Origin of the sequence: Lacinutrix iliipiscaria, assembly GCF_042686125.1 — a bacterium.
In the GTDB taxonomy this organism is placed as follows: domain Bacteria; phylum Bacteroidota; class Bacteroidia; order Flavobacteriales; family Flavobacteriaceae; genus Oceanihabitans; species Oceanihabitans iliipiscarium.
Map to the genome: position 1 here is coordinate 537,120 of NZ_JBHUOV010000002.1, position 16,171 is coordinate 553,290.

At 32.4% G+C, this 16,171-nt stretch carries 15 protein-coding genes; 11 read left to right on the forward strand and 4 right to left on the reverse strand.

The genetic code is table 11. The features are described 5' to 3' along the window. Positions 1–68 precede the first annotated feature (68 nt). Genes ACFS5M_RS09535 through dapF form a run of 4 tightly spaced genes read right to left on the reverse strand, consistent with a single transcriptional unit; the run spans position 69 to position 3,321 of the window. On the reverse strand, positions 69–977 hold the full coding sequence (locus ACFS5M_RS09535; protein WP_221267576.1) for a DUF2279 domain-containing protein: 909 nt from the start codon (positions 975–977) through the stop codon (positions 69–71). 2 nt (positions 978–979) lie between these two features. Continuing rightward, positions 980–2,023, reverse strand: coding sequence for an endolytic transglycosylase MltG (mltG, locus tag ACFS5M_RS09540; protein WP_183488214.1), 1,044 nt, complete (start codon positions 2,021–2,023; stop codon positions 980–982). Beyond that, positions 2,024–2,548 (reverse strand): GNAT family N-acetyltransferase, encoded by a 525-nt coding sequence (locus ACFS5M_RS09545; RefSeq protein WP_183488216.1) that lies wholly within the window; start codon positions 2,546–2,548, stop codon positions 2,024–2,026. Beyond that, complete coding sequence (gene dapF / locus ACFS5M_RS09550) at positions 2,545–3,321, reverse strand: diaminopimelate epimerase (RefSeq protein ID WP_183488218.1); 777 nt, start codon at positions 3,319–3,321, stop codon at positions 2,545–2,547. Before dapF ends, ACFS5M_RS09545 begins: the two co-directional genes overlap by 4 nt. 134 nt (positions 3,322–3,455) lie before the next feature. Between dapF and ACFS5M_RS09555 the strand changes: the two genes are divergently transcribed. The 11 genes from ACFS5M_RS09555 to ACFS5M_RS09605 all read left to right on the forward strand — a co-directional run bounded on the left by ACFS5M_RS09555 (position 3,456) and on the right by ACFS5M_RS09605 (position 16,170). After that, on the forward strand, positions 3,456–4,862 hold the full coding sequence (locus ACFS5M_RS09555) for a trypsin-like peptidase domain-containing protein (protein ID WP_183488221.1): 1,407 nt from the start codon (positions 3,456–3,458) through the stop codon (positions 4,860–4,862). A gap of 169 nt (positions 4,863–5,031) precedes the next feature. Next, positions 5,032–6,480 carry a glyceraldehyde-3-phosphate dehydrogenase gene (locus ACFS5M_RS09560; RefSeq protein WP_183488223.1) on the forward strand — a complete coding sequence of 483 codons (1,449 nt, stop codon included), beginning with the start codon at positions 5,032–5,034 and terminating at the stop codon, positions 6,478–6,480. Positions 6,481–6,615: 135 nt separating this feature from the next. Continuing rightward, positions 6,616–7,242 (forward strand): tRNA (guanine-N1)-methyltransferase, encoded by a 627-nt coding sequence (locus tag ACFS5M_RS09565; protein WP_183488225.1) that lies wholly within the window; start codon positions 6,616–6,618, stop codon positions 7,240–7,242. Positions 7,243–7,333: 91 nt separating this feature from the next. Then, a complete protein-coding gene (locus ACFS5M_RS09570; RefSeq protein ID WP_183488227.1) occupies positions 7,334–7,777 on the forward strand; it encodes a GNAT family N-acetyltransferase in 444 nt (147 codons plus the stop codon). A gap of 52 nt (positions 7,778–7,829) precedes the next feature. Continuing rightward, positions 7,830–8,507 carry a tRNA (guanosine(37)-N1)-methyltransferase TrmD gene (trmD, locus tag ACFS5M_RS09575; protein ID WP_183488229.1) on the forward strand — a complete coding sequence of 226 codons (678 nt, stop codon included), beginning with the start codon at positions 7,830–7,832 and terminating at the stop codon, positions 8,505–8,507. A 2-nt stretch (positions 8,508–8,509) separates the two neighbouring features. Continuing rightward, on the forward strand, positions 8,510–8,989 hold the full coding sequence (locus ACFS5M_RS09580) for a GyrI-like domain-containing protein (protein ID WP_183488231.1): 480 nt from the start codon (positions 8,510–8,512) through the stop codon (positions 8,987–8,989). A gap of 215 nt (positions 8,990–9,204) precedes the next feature. After that, positions 9,205–9,555: a 50S ribosomal protein L19 gene (gene rplS / locus ACFS5M_RS09585; RefSeq protein WP_183488233.1), complete on the forward strand. Its 351-nt coding sequence runs from the start codon at positions 9,205–9,207 to the stop codon at positions 9,553–9,555. A gap of 687 nt (positions 9,556–10,242) precedes the next feature. After that, on the forward strand, positions 10,243–10,815 hold the full coding sequence (locus ACFS5M_RS09590) for a pentapeptide repeat-containing protein (protein WP_183488234.1): 573 nt from the start codon (positions 10,243–10,245) through the stop codon (positions 10,813–10,815). Between the two features lie 148 nt (positions 10,816–10,963). Next, positions 10,964–13,192 (forward strand): NADP-dependent isocitrate dehydrogenase, encoded by a 2,229-nt coding sequence (locus tag ACFS5M_RS09595; protein WP_183488235.1) that lies wholly within the window; start codon positions 10,964–10,966, stop codon positions 13,190–13,192. 75 nt (positions 13,193–13,267) lie between these two features. Then, positions 13,268–13,744, forward strand: coding sequence for a DinB family protein (locus ACFS5M_RS09600; RefSeq protein WP_183488236.1), 477 nt, complete (start codon positions 13,268–13,270; stop codon positions 13,742–13,744). A gap of 44 nt (positions 13,745–13,788) precedes the next feature. Further along, positions 13,789–16,170 carry a TonB-dependent receptor gene (locus ACFS5M_RS09605; RefSeq protein WP_183488237.1) on the forward strand — a complete coding sequence of 794 codons (2,382 nt, stop codon included), beginning with the start codon at positions 13,789–13,791 and terminating at the stop codon, positions 16,168–16,170. Position 16,171: the final 1 nt, after the last annotated feature.

The following is a 16,171-nucleotide window of genomic DNA, read 5'->3' on the forward strand; positions in this document are numbered from 1 at the left end:
TTAGTAGGTTAAGACTTCAATATTAAATGTTAATGCTTTTGAGTCAAAAATTAGTCGCTTAAGTGCATTTAAAAGTATATAGCGTGAAATTTTATGTCATTTTTATCGTTGAACTCCACTGTTGGAAAGGGTAATTTTATCACATTTAGAACCCCAAAAACAGTCTTTAAGAGGTGAGACTGAGTCTTAATTCGGGTTAAATCTACATCAAGACTTAAATAAAACTGTCGTTTACGGTCTTGATTAACAAACATACCATCTATAGATTCATTCGTTCCAGTTAACATACCTTCTGCCCCATAACCAAATGCAACATTGATCCACTTAGGTATCTTTTCATTTTTAAAAAAAGAGCTAACGTTTGCACTTAACCAATAGGTTTGTCCGTTATAATCTTTAAGCATTTCTTCTAAAAGTCCGTTTCCTAATTTATCTGGACGCTGAGCAGCAAATTGAGTTTGATGAAATGAATACTTTAAGGCAATTCGCTGTTCTTTCCATAATAACTCTTGTCCAACATACAATCCTGTTCCAGCAGCATTGGAAATCATATCGCCCCAAGAAAAGCCCCATTCTTCAGAAAACCCATCAAAAACTTCAACTACTGTCAAAAAACCAAAACCTAAAGTCGCTCCATAAATAAGCTGATGATTTTCACTAACACCTGTCCACTCTAATAGATTTGCACCTAAACGACCCATTTGATATGATGTAAATGCATGGCCTAGCTTATCCATTTGTAACCATTCATTATTATCATTAAGCGTGTGAAGTTTAGAGCGCTCGTAATCGGCATACCATAATTGATCTAATCCAACTAAAGACAAACCAATGATTGATACTTCCGAGATAACTAAAGCATTTCGTCTTGGTTTATTTAATGTATCACTAGGTGTAAGGAAGGTATTAACTTTAGATTGAGAATACGCACTTGTAGCTAAACAACAAATAGCAAGTATATATAAAAGGCTCTTCAAAATTATCTGTTTATACCTTGTGAAGACAAATATCGCTGATATTCTCTAGCATTTACATTATGTTGAGCTAAGGTTTTAGCAAACTTATGATAGCCCATTTTTTTGGCATCAGCGCAAAAGTATAAGTAATTATGTTTTTCAGCATTTAAAACGGCATCAATTGCTGAGATATCAGGCATGGCAATAAGACCAGGAGGCAATCCTAAATTTTTATAAGTATTATAAGGAGAGACAATTTCTTTATGAACATTTAAAACGCGTTTAATAACTGTGTTTTTGTATTTAGGCAATTGATAAGCTGCAAATTTTAATGTTGGATCTGCCTGTAAAGGCATTCCTATTCTAATTCTATTTAAATAAACGCCAGCAATTCGAGGTTGTTCACTAGCTTGTTTAGATTCTTCATGAACTATGGATGCTAAAGTCATAACTTCGTCTTTACTAAAATTTAAAGCTTTAGCCTTTGAAACACGTTCAGCATTCCAGAAGCGCTTATACTCTTTTAACATGCGCGCTCTAAAGGCTTCTGCTGAAGTATTCCAGAAAAACTCATAACTGTTAGGAATATACATTCCTAAAGCTGTTTGATCAGAAAATCCACTTTCCTCTAAAAAGGTCTTATCCTTCATAGATTGCAATAAACTTATACTATCAGCATCAATTTGTGTCGCAATACGACCAGCCAATTTTTCAAGATTTTCCTGATTATTAAATGCTATTTTTATAGGTAAATTCTGGCTTCGAATAGAGTTAATAATTTCGTTATTACTCATGCCCTTTTTTATGACATATTTTCCAGCTTTTATATTGGTACTATACTTCTTTCTTTGAGCTAAAGCATCAAAAGCATCCATGTCTTGTAAAAGCGGAATTAGTTGTGTTCTAACCTCATTATAATTAGCATGGTTAGGAATATAAACGTAAGCTTCTTCATTATTAAAAGCGGTATTAGGTTTAAACATGGCTTTATAGACAAAATTCGCAAAAAATGCTGCGATGATTAAGCCAATTATAGCTACTGCGAGAAGTATTTTTTTAAAGTACATTTATTTATTAATGAGTTGAAAAATATATTCGTTTTTAAATTTTCCGTTAATAATATTCCAGTCTTTTTTCAATCCAATTTTTTCAAAACCTTGATTAGTAAAGAGCTTAACACTTAGTGCATTGTCCTCAGAAATATTACAATATAACTGATGCAAATCTAAGTGAGTAAAACAATAATCGACTAACAGTTTTAAAGCTGCTGCGCCATAACCCTTTTGTCTGTTTTCGTTTTCTTTGATCAAAATGCCTATTCCTGCTCTTCGGTTCTTGAAATCGAAATCAAAAATATCTATCAGGCCAAGAGCTTCATCATCATAATTGGAAATTACGAGTCTTAATTGTTTGACTTCATATATGTCTTTATGCGCATGATCTAAATACTGTTTAATTAAATATTTAGAATATGGCGTTTGTGTATTACTGACTTCCCAAAGGCTTTCATCATTTTCAATAGTATGGATAAAGTCTAAGTCTTCAGGCTCTAACGCACGTAAATAAATATATTCGCCTTTTAATGTAATCATGACAATGTGCCTTTAAATACTTGTACTGCTGGACCAATAAGCCAAATATTTTCATAACCTTCTTCATTTTTATGAAATGATACCTTAAGTAGTCCTCCAGGAGTTTCAAGACTAATGAGGTTTTTTTCTGTTTCTCCAATATAATGCATCGCCAAGGCTACAGCAGTAACACCTGTTCCGCAGGATAAGGTTTCATCTTCAACGCCTCTTTCATAAGTTCTTACAGCAAATATGTCATCAGATTGTTTGGATACAAAATTAACATTTGTTCCAGCTTTGTTATAAGGTGCTCCGAAACGAATTTTAGACCCTTCCGTTTTAATGTCTAAATCTTTTAAATGTGATTCAAGTTGTACATGATGTGGCGAACCTGTATTAAGAAAAACATGCGTAGAATACTTTTCAACTACATCTACATTTTGCATGTGCAACTTAATAATGTCATCTTCAATAATAGCTTTGTGTAAACCATCAATAGCTTCAAAAATCGCTTTATCCTTTATAATGCCCAAATATTTGGCGAATGCGGTAATGCATCGTCCACCATTGCCACACATTGAACTTTCATTTCCATCTGCATTAAAATAGACCATTTTGAAATCAGCTGTATCATGATTTTCTAGCAATATCAAACCATCGGCACCAATCCCAAGACGTCTATCACACAAAAAAGAAATGCGTTTTACATCACTTTTATTAAAGAATCCTAAACGATTATCAATCATTACAAAATCGTTACCAGTACCTTGATATTTATAAAAAGTGTTTGACATAGAGCTTTTATCGAACAACAAATATAGTAATATTAAACTGTAATTTATGATGTTAAATCATCGTTAAAGTTCATTTTCAAAAGCAACAAATAATTAATTTTAATCGTTAAACTTTTTTACTAAACAGAAATATTATGAAGAAGATTTTATCCCTATTATTTGTTTCAGCATTAGGAGGAGCTTTAACTCTTGGTGCATACAAAACTTTTATTGAACAAGACAAAACGATTACACAACAAGAAAGCCAAGAACATCCTTTTATGGTTCCAGTAAATTATCCTGGAGCTGCAAAGGCTTTGCCTAAAGTGGATTTTACTATTGCTGCAGAGAAAACCGTTCACACTGTAGTTCATGTGAAAAATACAACTATAAATTCAGGCGCTATGACTTTTGAAGATTTATTCTTTGGAAGACAACCACAACGTGCCCAAATTGGTTCTGGATCTGGCGTTATTATTTCTCCAGATGGCTATATTATTACAAATAACCATGTTATTGATGGTTCAAGAGCCTTATCTGTTACACTAAACAACAATAAAACTTATGAGGCTAAAATTATAGGTTCTGACGATAAAACTGATATTGCATTAATTAAAATTGAAGCTGATGAAGACTTACCATTTACCGCTTTTAGTGATAGCGATCAAGCAAAAATTGGTGAATGGGTTTTAGCTGTTGGCAACCCTTTTAATTTAACCTCAACTGTTACTGCAGGAATTATTAGTGCAAAATCGAGAGACTTATCTGGCTTTAACAACCAATCATTTATTCAAACCGACGCTGCTGTAAATCCAGGAAACTCTGGAGGTGCTTTAGTAAATACTAATGGTGATTTGGTTGGAATAAATACTGCAATCTCTTCTCAAACCGGATCTTATATTGGTTATTCATTTGCGGTACCTAGTAATATTGCTAAAAAAGTAGTTCAGGATATCATGGAATTTGGTAACGTACAAAATGGAATACTCGGTGTTAGAGGTGGTTCTGTGAGCTCAGGGTATGCTGAAAAATTTGGACTTAACACAACAGAAGGGTTCTATATTGATGAAGTTGAAGAAGATTCTGGTGCTGATATCGCTGGGTTAAAAAGTGGCGATATTATTCAGAAATTAGATCATGTTAAGATTAGTAAGTTCTCAGATTTACGTGGCTTCTTAAATTCTAAAAGCCCGAATGATGTGATTAACGTTACTGTATTAAGAAATGGAGTGAAAAAAGAAATCCCAGTTACGTTATTTAAAAACGAAACCTTAACAGTCCCTATTATTGGTATCATCAAGAATGCTAAAGATAAAGACTTAAGACAATACAAGACAAAAAATGGCGTAAAAATAGCACGATTAACCTCTAACAAAGAATATTTAAGATATTGGATGAGTAATGGTGTACAAGAAGGTGATATTATTACTGCAATAAACAACAAAAAAGTCTATAACATAGACGACGTTCAAAATGTATTAACGAATAGGCAACCTAATGAATTATTACGTATAGAACTTATAAACTCTAAAGGAGAAACAGAGCGTTATAACTTTAGATAAGCCGTTTTAAAAATATTTTTTTAAGACGCTCTAGAACAGTCTAGAGCGTCTTTATTTTTTTTAAAAAATTAATCACGAAAACGTTTGAAATATGTTACTTTTGCATCCAAATTCAACTTAACAATTAACTGAGTTGAAAATAATTAACAACACACAAAACATTATAACAATGCCTATTAACGAAACTTATGAAAGCGAATTAGCTTTTCAAGCAGATAGACGTAGAGCTACTGTTGAATTCATCAAAATTGTTAGCGACCTTTGGTATGACAAATCTATTGAACTGGTGATTTTCAGAAACCAACTTATTGATAGAAACGTAAGCGAAATTTTAAATTTACATGAATATGCCTGCGAATTTGTACAAAAACCAATCTCAATTTTTGACTCAGTAGAAATTGCGCAAGCTATAAACACGCTAGACCTTCCTCCTGCTAAACTAGATATTGGAAAATTAACTTATGAATATCATTTAGAAGATAAGCAATACAATAATGCTACAGCATTTGTTGCTGATAAACTTAAAGATGCCAGCAAGAACAACTCCATTCAACCTAAAGATGTCGTGCTTTATGGCTTTGGAAGAATTGGTCGTTTAGTTGCTCGTGAGTTAATGACTAAAGCTGGAAAAGGAAATCAGTTGCGTTTAAGAGCCATCGTAACTCGTGGCGCAATCGATGCTACTGTTTTAGAAAAAAGAGCCTCTTTATTACGTAATGATTCTGTTCATGGTGATTTTTTAGGAACCGTTGCTATTGATGCTGAAAATAACGCGTTAATCATTAATGGTACAACAGTAAACATTATTTCTGCTAATGCACCTGAAGATATTGATTATACTACATATGGTATTAACAATGCCTTAGTGATTGATAACACTGGTGCTTTTAGAGACCATGAAGCATTAAGCAGACACCTAAAATCAAAAGGTGCTGATAAAGTATTACTGACTGCTCCAGGGAAAGGTGTGCCAAATATTGTTCATGGTGTTAATCATAACGATCATCATCCTGATCAAGTAGATATTTTTTCTGCAGCGTCTTGTACAACTAATGCCATTACTCCAATCTTAAAAGCAATGGAAGATTCTTTTGGAGTTAAATCTGGACATTTAGAAACTATTCATGCATATACAAATGATCAAAACTTAGTCGATAATTTCCATAAGAAGTATCGTCGTGGTCGTGCAGCAGCATTAAACATGGTTATTACTGAAACAGGTGCTGGAAGCGCCGTAGCTAAGGCATTGCCAAGTTTAGAAGGAAAATTAACATCGAATGCTATTCGAGTTCCTGTACCAAATGGTTCATTAGCTATCTTAAACTTAGAATTAGAAAATCCAACTTCTGTAGAAGGTATAAATACCATCATGAAAAAATATGCCTTAGAAGGGGATTTAGTTGAACAAATAAAATATGAACTAAGTGATGAATTAGTATCAAGTGATATCGTTGGAAGTTCTGCGCCATCAATTTACGACAGTAAAGCGACTATTGTTAGAGCTGATGGTAAAAATACGCTATTATACATTTGGTATGATAATGAATATGGATATAGTCATCAAGTTATACGTTTAGCTAAATACATTTCTAAAGTTAGACGTCATACTTATTATTAATAATAAACATCTAAATTTTTATTATTAACGTATATCATTTAGCCTCACATTTTTGTGAGGCTTTTCATTTAAAACGTTTCAAACTAAACATATTTTGTTATTTTCGTAAAACAATTAACCAAACACCCTTTCCAAATGAATAACGTGAAATTTATAGTGCTATTATTGTCTATATCACTTTTTACATTTACAACACAAGCCCAAAATGATTCGGAAGAAGAACAATTGTCTTTAAATAGTGGTACTATTGACAACCAATTCGAATATATTTTAAGGAAATCTGGAAACTTTAAAGGCACTAATGGTCAGCCCTACGAAGCTGTTAAGCGTAGCATGTTTCTTACTTTAAGAGCTCATACTATTGATTCTTTAAAAACAATTCATAAAAACTTAGCAGAAACTCAAGCTATTGTAAACAGCCAAGCTAAAGAGATTTCATCTTTAAAAGCGAGTTTAACGAATACACAAGACACTTTAGATCAAACAAATATTGAAAAAAACAGCATGTCTCTATTTGGAATACAGATGAGTAAATCTGGCTATAATGTCTTAATGTGGTCTATTATTGGTGGCTTATTAGCCTTGTTATTACTTTTTATTTATAAATTTAAAAACAGCAATAGTATTACTAGAGACGCCAATAGAGCTTTAGCTGAAATTGAAGAAGAATTCGAAGAGCATAGAAAAGTCGCTCTAGAACGCGAACAAAAAGTTAGACGACAACTTCAAGACGAGTTAAATAAACAAAAACCTAATAGCTAGTCACATTTATTGTGCTCTAAACACTAATTAAAAATCTGTAATTTCATGTTACAGATTTTTTGTTTTTATATCTATTTAAAAAACATACAAGATGAAAATTATTAAGGCTGAAATTTCACATTTAGAAGCTCTTGTTCTATTATTCGATGGTTATCGCGTTTTTTATAAACAAGAATCCGATTATGAAGCTGCTAAAATATTTCTTCAGTCCCGTTTAAAAAACCGAGACTCCGTTATTTATATAGCATATATTAATGACGTTGCTGTTGGGTTCACTCAATTATATGGCTTGTTTTCTTCGGTAGCAATGCAACCAATTTATTTGTTAAATGATTTGTACATAGACTCTAAACACAGGAATAAAGGAATTGGCGCAGCATTAATTGAAAAAGCCAAAGCCTTATGCATTGAAAAAAACTATAATGGTTTAATCATACAAACGGCTTTTGATAATCCAGCACAACATTTATATCAACGTCTAGGCTTTCAACCTGATTCTGATTTAAGTTTTTTTTGGACCTGTGCAGATAAGTAATTTTTATTATTCATCTTATTCTTCGCATCTTTGTAAACTATAAATAGGAATTATGCGCATTGACATCATAACCGTTTTACCTGAATTATTAAAAAGTCCTTTTGAAGCTTCTATTCTTAAACGCGCAATTGAAGCAGATTTGGTAGAGGTTCATTTTCATAATTTACGTGATTATACTAGCGATAATTACAAGTCTATTGACGACACACAGTTTGGTGGTGGTGCTGGAATGGTCATGATGATCGAACCAATTGACAAATGCATTTCTGCGTTAAAAGCAAAACGTGATTATGATGAAATTATATATATGACTCCTGATGGCGAACCCTTAAATCAAAGCATGGCCAATCAATTGTCATTAAAAGGCAACATTATTATCCTTTGTGGACATTATAAAGGTGTAGATCAACGTGTTCGAGATCATTTTATTACTCGAGAAATTTCCATTGGAGATTATGTACTTTCAGGTGGCGAATTAGGAGCTGCTGTGCTATGCGATGCTATCATACGATTGATTCCTGGTGTGCTTGGTAATGAAACATCTGCCTTAACCGATTCGTTTCAAGATAATTTATTAGCGCCTCCTATTTATACAAAACCTAGAGATTACAAAGGTTGGAAAGTGCCTGAGTTACTATTTAGTGGCAACCATTCAAAAATTGAAAAATGGCGTGAAGAACAAGCCTATCAACGCACTAAAAATAGAAGACCTGATTTATTAGACGATTAATTATGCAACCTAGAATAGAATTAATTCCACAAAAACAATTAGTCGGTCATGTTATTGAAATGTCATTGGTTAATAATAAAACCCATGAACTTTTTTCAGGTTTTATGCCTTTGAGTAAGCAAATAGAAAATACCGTAAGTACAGATATATTTGAAGTTATGGTTTATGACCACTCCTATTTTAAAAACTTTAATCCGAACCATTCGTTTATAAAATGGGCTGCATTAGAAGTCTCTACTACTGAAACCCATCTTGAAAACATGCAAACTTTAAACTTGAATGAAGGTTTATATGCCATATTTAACTATAAAGGGTTAGCCAACGGATTTGGAAGTTTTATGAATACTATTCTTACTGAATGGCTACCAGAATCTAATTACGAATTAGACCATAGACCACATTTTAATGTACTAGGAGCTAAATACAAGAACAATCATCCAGACTCTGAAGAAGACGTTTATATACCTATTAAGGAAAAATAATTATGTAACGTGTTAAGGATAGCAGCGGCATCCTTTTGCATAGCAAAAGATACAGCGAATAGCCTGACCTAAAGCTTAGCCTTTAGGGAACACTAAAAAAATAAAATAAAATATTGCACATTAGTAATTAATACTTATTTTTGCACCACTTTTTGGGTTAACCTCTGGCGAGAATCGTGAATGTTATCTTGAAATAACTATTAAAACATATAAAGATGGAATCTTTAGTAAAATTTGTACAAGACGAGTTTGTAACAAGAAAAGACCTTCCAGAGTTTGGCGCTGGAGACACGATTACAGTATATTACGAAATTAGAGAAGGAGACAAAGTACGTACACAGTTCTTTAGAGGTGTTGTTTTACAACGCAGAGGCACTGGATCATCTGAGACATTTACCATTAGAAAAATGTCTGGAACAGTTGGTGTAGAACGTATATTTCCAGTAAACTTACCTGCTTTACAAAAGGTAGAAGTTAACAAAAGAGGTAAAGTACGTCGTGCACGTATCTTTTACTTTAGAGGACTTACTGGTAAGAAAGCTAGAATTACAGAAAAAAGACGTTAATAAACGTTTAATAATTATGAAAAGCCCTGAATTATCAGGGCTTTTTTTATTAACAAAAGTTAATAACTACAGTTCATAAGTAGTTGATATCTAATAGCTTGAAAAATTTGCATTTTTAAGTTCTTACACTATATTAGCTAAAGAATTAAACATCACATCTGTGAGTTTTCTGTTTAAAGGAATGAAAAGTTGAATTCTATAAAGTAACGTTCTTTATTATAATTGTTTTTTGAGATTTTGAAGCCTCATGTGTATGCATGTAAAAGCTAATAAGTCATGACGTTTTAAAAAGTGCTATATGTTTAGGCAGATAGTAACTAGTGAAACTGAAAGTTTCTGGTAGGAGTTTAAACGAAAGTAAAGACTGTGAATGGAAGCAATGTTTGAAAAAGCATGTAACACGCAAGTGAAACATGAATGATTTAGACATCAAGAAAAGCAATTAACAGAAACATTTTAGTAACAGGTCAATACATTTTGAAAGTTACAACATAAAATGTTTTATTGAAATAGTGATGCTTGAATTGAAAAGGTTTAAAATGTGAGTTTTAAACTGAGGTTAACAGAAATGTTAAATAGATCATGTAAAACTAGTTCAAAGAAAGCCATGTCAATATAGATTAAGTTCTAAGTGATATGGCTTTTATGTTTTATAGACTTTCCATATTTTTACAATAAATCTGAATAATGAATCTGCCCTTTATTAATGATAAAGTTTTTGAAAATATTGATTTTACAATAAGCACTTTTCAAAAAGCCGAATATGACAACTGCACGTTTATAAACTGTATGTTTACAGATTGCTATCTAGCAAATTTTTCCTTTTTAGAATGTGAATTTAAAGATTGCAACTTAAGTAATGTAAAAACAAAAAACACTGCACTAAAAAATGTGACCTTTACAAATTGTAAAATGGTCGGTTTTCCTTTTTTTAATTGTGACCGTTTTTTACTTGAATTACATTTTAACAATTGTAATTTAAGCTTTGCTTCGTTTAATACGCTTAATCTTAAACACACCCTTTTTAATTCTTGCGCTCTACAGTCTTCAGATTTTACTGAAACAGATTTAACTTTAGCCACATTTAAAAATTGCGATTTGTCTCACGCTATTTTTAAATACAGTACTTTAGAAAAAGCGGACTTCACCACAGCTACCAATTTTAGTATCCATCCAGAAAACAACAAACTAAAAGGGGCGAAATTTAGTACAGAAAATCTTTCTGGCCTTTTAAGTATGTACAATATTTGTATTGAATAATCATAATTATGCAAGAAATATAAAGCACTGTTGCAGACTTTATAATTCTTAGTCATCTACTTATAACTTACTTCTAAAAACAAGCTGTTTTTTGTATATTTGCAACGCTTTAAATTAAAGTAATTATAATTCTGAAAAATCTTAACACATGATAAAACCTTCTACAATAATTTACACAAAAACAGATGAAGCGCCTGCTTTAGCGACGCACTCCTTTTTACCAATAGTACAAGCTTACACAAACTCTGCAGGAGTAAAAGTAGAAACTAGAGACATTTCTTTAGCAGCAAGAATTTTAGCTGTATTTTCTGATATATTACCAGAAGACCAACGTGTTAATGACACCTTAGCAGAATTAGGTGAATTAGTTAAAAAGCCTGAGGCCAACATTATTAAATTACCAAATATTAGTGCTTCTGTACCACAACTAAAAGCAGCTATAAAAGAATTACAGAATAAAGGCTACAACCTCCCTAATTATCCCGACGAGCCTGAGACTGCCGAAGAAAAAAGTATAAAATCAAAATACGATAAAGTTAAAGGAAGTGCAGTAAACCCTGTACTACGTGAAGGTAACTCTGATCGTCGTGCTCCTAAAGCTGTAAAAAATTACGCTAAGAAAAATCCACATAGAATGGGTGCTTGGAGTAAAGACTCTAAAACTCATGTTTCGACCATGACACATGGTGATTTTGCTCATAATGAAAAATCTGTAACAATAGATCAGGCTACTAGTATTAGTATTGTCCACTCTGACACAAATGGAAATGATACTATTTTAAAAGAAAATCTAGCCCTTATTGAAGGTGAAATTATTGATGCAACAGTCATGAGTAAGAAAGCCTTATTAAGCTTTTTAGAAGAACAAGTTGCCGATGCTAAAAAACAAGGTGTGCTTTTTTCATTACACATGAAAGCAACTATGATGAAAGTTAGTGATCCTATTATTTTTGGTCATGCTGTACGTGTCTTTTTTGCCGATCTTTTTAAAAAATATGGAAGCACTTTTGATGACTTAGGCGTTGATGTAAACAATGGATTTGGAAATCTTGTTAGTAAACTTCAAGAATTATCAGAAGATAAGCGCAAAGATATTGAAGCAGATATAAAAGCACTATTTAAAAATAATGCAGACCTCGCGATGGTTAATAGTGATAAAGGAATAACTAACCTTCATGTACCAAGCGATGTAATTATTGATGCATCAATGCCTGCAATGATAAGAACTTCAGGTCAAATGTGGAATGCTGAAGGCAATCAACAAGACACAAAAGCTGTGATTCCTGATAGTAGTTATGCAGGAATTTATACAGCCACCATAGCATTTTGTAAAGAGCATGGTGCTTTTGATCCTACAACTATGGGAACTGTTCCTAATGTTGGACTTATGGCTCAAAAGGCTGAAGAATATGGTTCTCACGATAAAACTTTCGAAATTGCTAATAATGGAACAGTAAAAGTTATAGATGCTAACGGAAACACATTAATAGAACATGCTGTAGAAACTGGAGATATCTGGCGTATGTGTCAAGTTAAAGACGCACCTATTCAAGATTGGGTAAAGTTAGCCGTAACAAGAGCTAGAGCATCTCAAACACCTGCAGTATTCTGGTTAGATAAGAATAGAGCTCACGATGCTGAACTGATTAAAAAGGTTACTCTTTATTTAAAAAATCATGACACTACTGGATTAGATCTAAGAATTTTATCGCCTATTGAAGCAACTAAATTCACACTAGAACGTGTTAAAGAAGGAAAAAACACGATTTCAGTTACAGGAAATGTACTACGTGACTATTTAACAGACCTTTTCCCTATTTTAGAATTAGGAACTTCTGCAAAAATGCTTTCTATTGTACCACTTATGAATGGTGGAGGGTTATTTGAAACTGGTGCTGGTGGTTCTGCACCAAAGCATGTCCAACAATTAGTAGAAGAAAACCATTTACGCTGGGATTCGTTAGGTGAATTTTTGGCACTTGCTGTGTCTTTAGAGCATTTAGGAGAAACCAATAACAATACTAGAGCAATAGTTTTAGGTGAAACATTAGATGATGCTACCGAAAAACTATTAGAAAACAAAAAAGGACCTTCTCGTAAAGCTGGAGAGCTAGACAATAGAGGAAGCCATTTTTATCTCGCAATGTATTGGGCTGAAGCTTTAGCTAATCAAAATAAAGATGCCGATTTAAAAGCAACTTTTACTCCTATTTTCAAATCATTAAGTGAAAATGAGTCTGTAATCGTAAATGAACTCAATGAGGTTCAAGGAAAACCTGTAAACATAGATGGTTATTATGAACCTAATGACACTTTAACGAGTAAGATTATGAGACCTAGCCAGACTTTTAATCGTATTTTAAGTACAATTAATTAATTATTAAGTTTATAAAAAAAGCTCCCTTTGTGGAGCTTTTTTTATACTTTTATATGAAATATCAATACCACATTAATGAGTATTTCTAAACTAACAGCTAAACATTTTCGTGAGGTTTATTTTGGTGGTAATTGGACTACTGTCAATCTCAAAAGCACTCTTGAAGATGTTACTTGGAAAGAAGCTACAAAACAAGTACACGATTTTAATACCATAGCCATTTTAGCCAACCATATTAATTATTATGTGAAAGCTGTTCAAAACGTTTTACAAGGTCAACAACTTCAAGCTAAGGACGAGTTTAGTTTTAAACATCATACAATACAATCCCAAAAAGATTGGAAGGAAATGCTAAACCAAATTTGGATTGATGGCGAAAATTTTGTGCGACTTATTGAAAAATTACCAGAAGAGAAACTCAACCAAGATTTTACTCATCCTAAATATGGAAACTTTTACAGAAACCTACATGGTATTATAGAACATACGCATTACCACTTGGGACAAATTATTTTAATTAAGAAGATGATTGCACAAGAAAACAAAAATTAGGACGTTTAAAAGTAAATTCATTCCAATCAAAAGCAAAAAAAACTGTGAACAAAAAAACCAACTATTTAATCCTCTTTATATTAAGTGTTTTCTGTTTTAATTCAATACATTCTCAAAATAAATTCACATTAAGCGGTACAGTCTCAGAAATAGCAAGTAACGAAACTTTAATTGGTGTTAATATTCTTATTCCTGAATTAAAAACAGGAACAACAACTAATGAATATGGCTTTTACTCCATAACACTTCCTGAAGGAAACTATAAAATCATTATTAGCTATATAGGTTTTGGAGATGTTATAGAAACTATTGCCCTTACCGAAAACATTACAAAAAACTACAGCTTAGCTGAAGCTTCCGAAAGCTTAGATGAAGTTGTCATTACCGAAAACATAGAACGGTTAAATATTAAAAAACCTCAAATGAGTGTTAATGCTTTATCGTCTAATACGATTAAACAAATCCCTGTTGTTTTAGGCGAAGCAGATGTTATTAAAGCCATTACCTTATTACCTGGAGTTACAAATGCTGGAGAGGGTTCCTCTGGCTTTAATGTTCGTGGTGGCGCTGCAGATCAAAATTTAATTCTTCTTGATGAAGCGACCATTTATAATTCATCGCATCTCTTTGGTTTCTTTTCGGTATTCAATCCCGATGCAATTAAAGATTTGAAATTATACAAAGGTGGAATACCTGCAAGATATGGCGGACGCGTATCATCGGTTTTAGACATCTATCAAAAAGAAGGTAATAGTAATGCCTTTCATGCTAATGGTGGTGTAGGAATTGTATCTAGCAGACTATTGGTAGAAGGTCCAATAAAAAAAGAAAAAGGGTCCTTTTTACTTGGTGGAAGAGCATCTTATGCGCATTTATTTTTGCCTTTATTCGACATTGATAATGTCGCTTATTTTTATGATTTAAACACTAAAATAAGCTATAAAATCAATAAAAATAATAATGTATATCTATCAGGTTACTTCGGAAGAGATGTTTTTAGTATTAATGATAGTTTTGAAAACACATACGGAAACTCCGTTTTAAATTTTAGATGGAATCACCTGTTTTCTGATCAATTATTTTCAAATCTCTCTTTAATTTATTCTGATTATTACTATGGACTAAATTTAGATTTTATAGAATTCAACTGGAATTCAGGTATCAGAAATTTTAATTTAAAATACGATTTCAAACATTACTTAAGCGATAAAATAAAATTACAATATGGATTAAATAGTATTTACCACAAATTTAATCCTGGTGAAATTGAACCTTCAACTTCTACCTCTGGAATTAACTTTCAAAAATTAATAGACAAATATGCTTTCGAAAATGCAATCTATTTAGATGTTGAACACAAGCTTACCGAAAAACTAACTGCTTCTTATGGTTTACGCTACAGCTCGTTCTTAAGACTAGGCCAGAAAGAGCTGAATCTATATGAAAATGATACTCCAGTCATTTTTAATCAAGACCTTCAAATTTATGAAAAAGCAGATCCAATAGATACCGAATCATACAGTAGAAGTCAAACCATAAAATCCTTTGGGAATTTTGAGCCTAGATTGGCATTAGCTTATCAGCTTAATGAAAATTCGTCAATAAAAGGTAGTTATAACAGACTAAGTCAATATTTACACTTATTATCTAATACAAGCTCACCTACTCCCTTAGACGTTTGGGCACCTAGCGGAAAGTATATCAAACCGCAGATCCTAGATCAAATCGCTTTGGGTTATTTTAGAAACTTTAAGGATAATCTGTTTTCATTAGAAGTCGAAACTTTTTATAAAAAAGTCAAAAATAGAATCGATTATATAGATGGTGCTGATTTAATTGCTAATGATGCTATTGAACAAGTAATTTTAAATGGAAGAGCTCGAGCCTATGGATTAGAAATATTATTCAGAAAAAACGAAGGACGCTTTAAAGGTTGGCTCGCATACACCTTATCTAAATCTGAACAACAAACTCCAGGAAGAACCACTATAGAAACTGGAATTAATAATGGTGATTGGTATAACACTCCATACGATAAAACACATGATGTCTCCTTTACTGGAAGTTATGAACTCAATAAAAAATGGAAGCTAAATGCTAATTTTTTATTTCAAACAGGACAACCAGTAACCTATCCTAACGGACAGTATGAATACAATGGAGTGACTATTCCTAGCTATACAAACAGAAATGAATTTAGACTCCCATCCTACCATCGCTTAGATGTTTCGGCAAATTATACTCCAAAACCAGACAAGAAAAAAGGCTGGCAAAGCTATTGGGTTTTTGGAGTTTATAATCTTTATAACAGACGCAATGCTGCATCAATAAGTTTTAGAGAAAACAGAGATACTGGTACAAATGAAGCTGTAAGACTTTCTATTTTTGGGATAGTGCCTTCAGTGTCTTATAATTTTAAATTTTAAA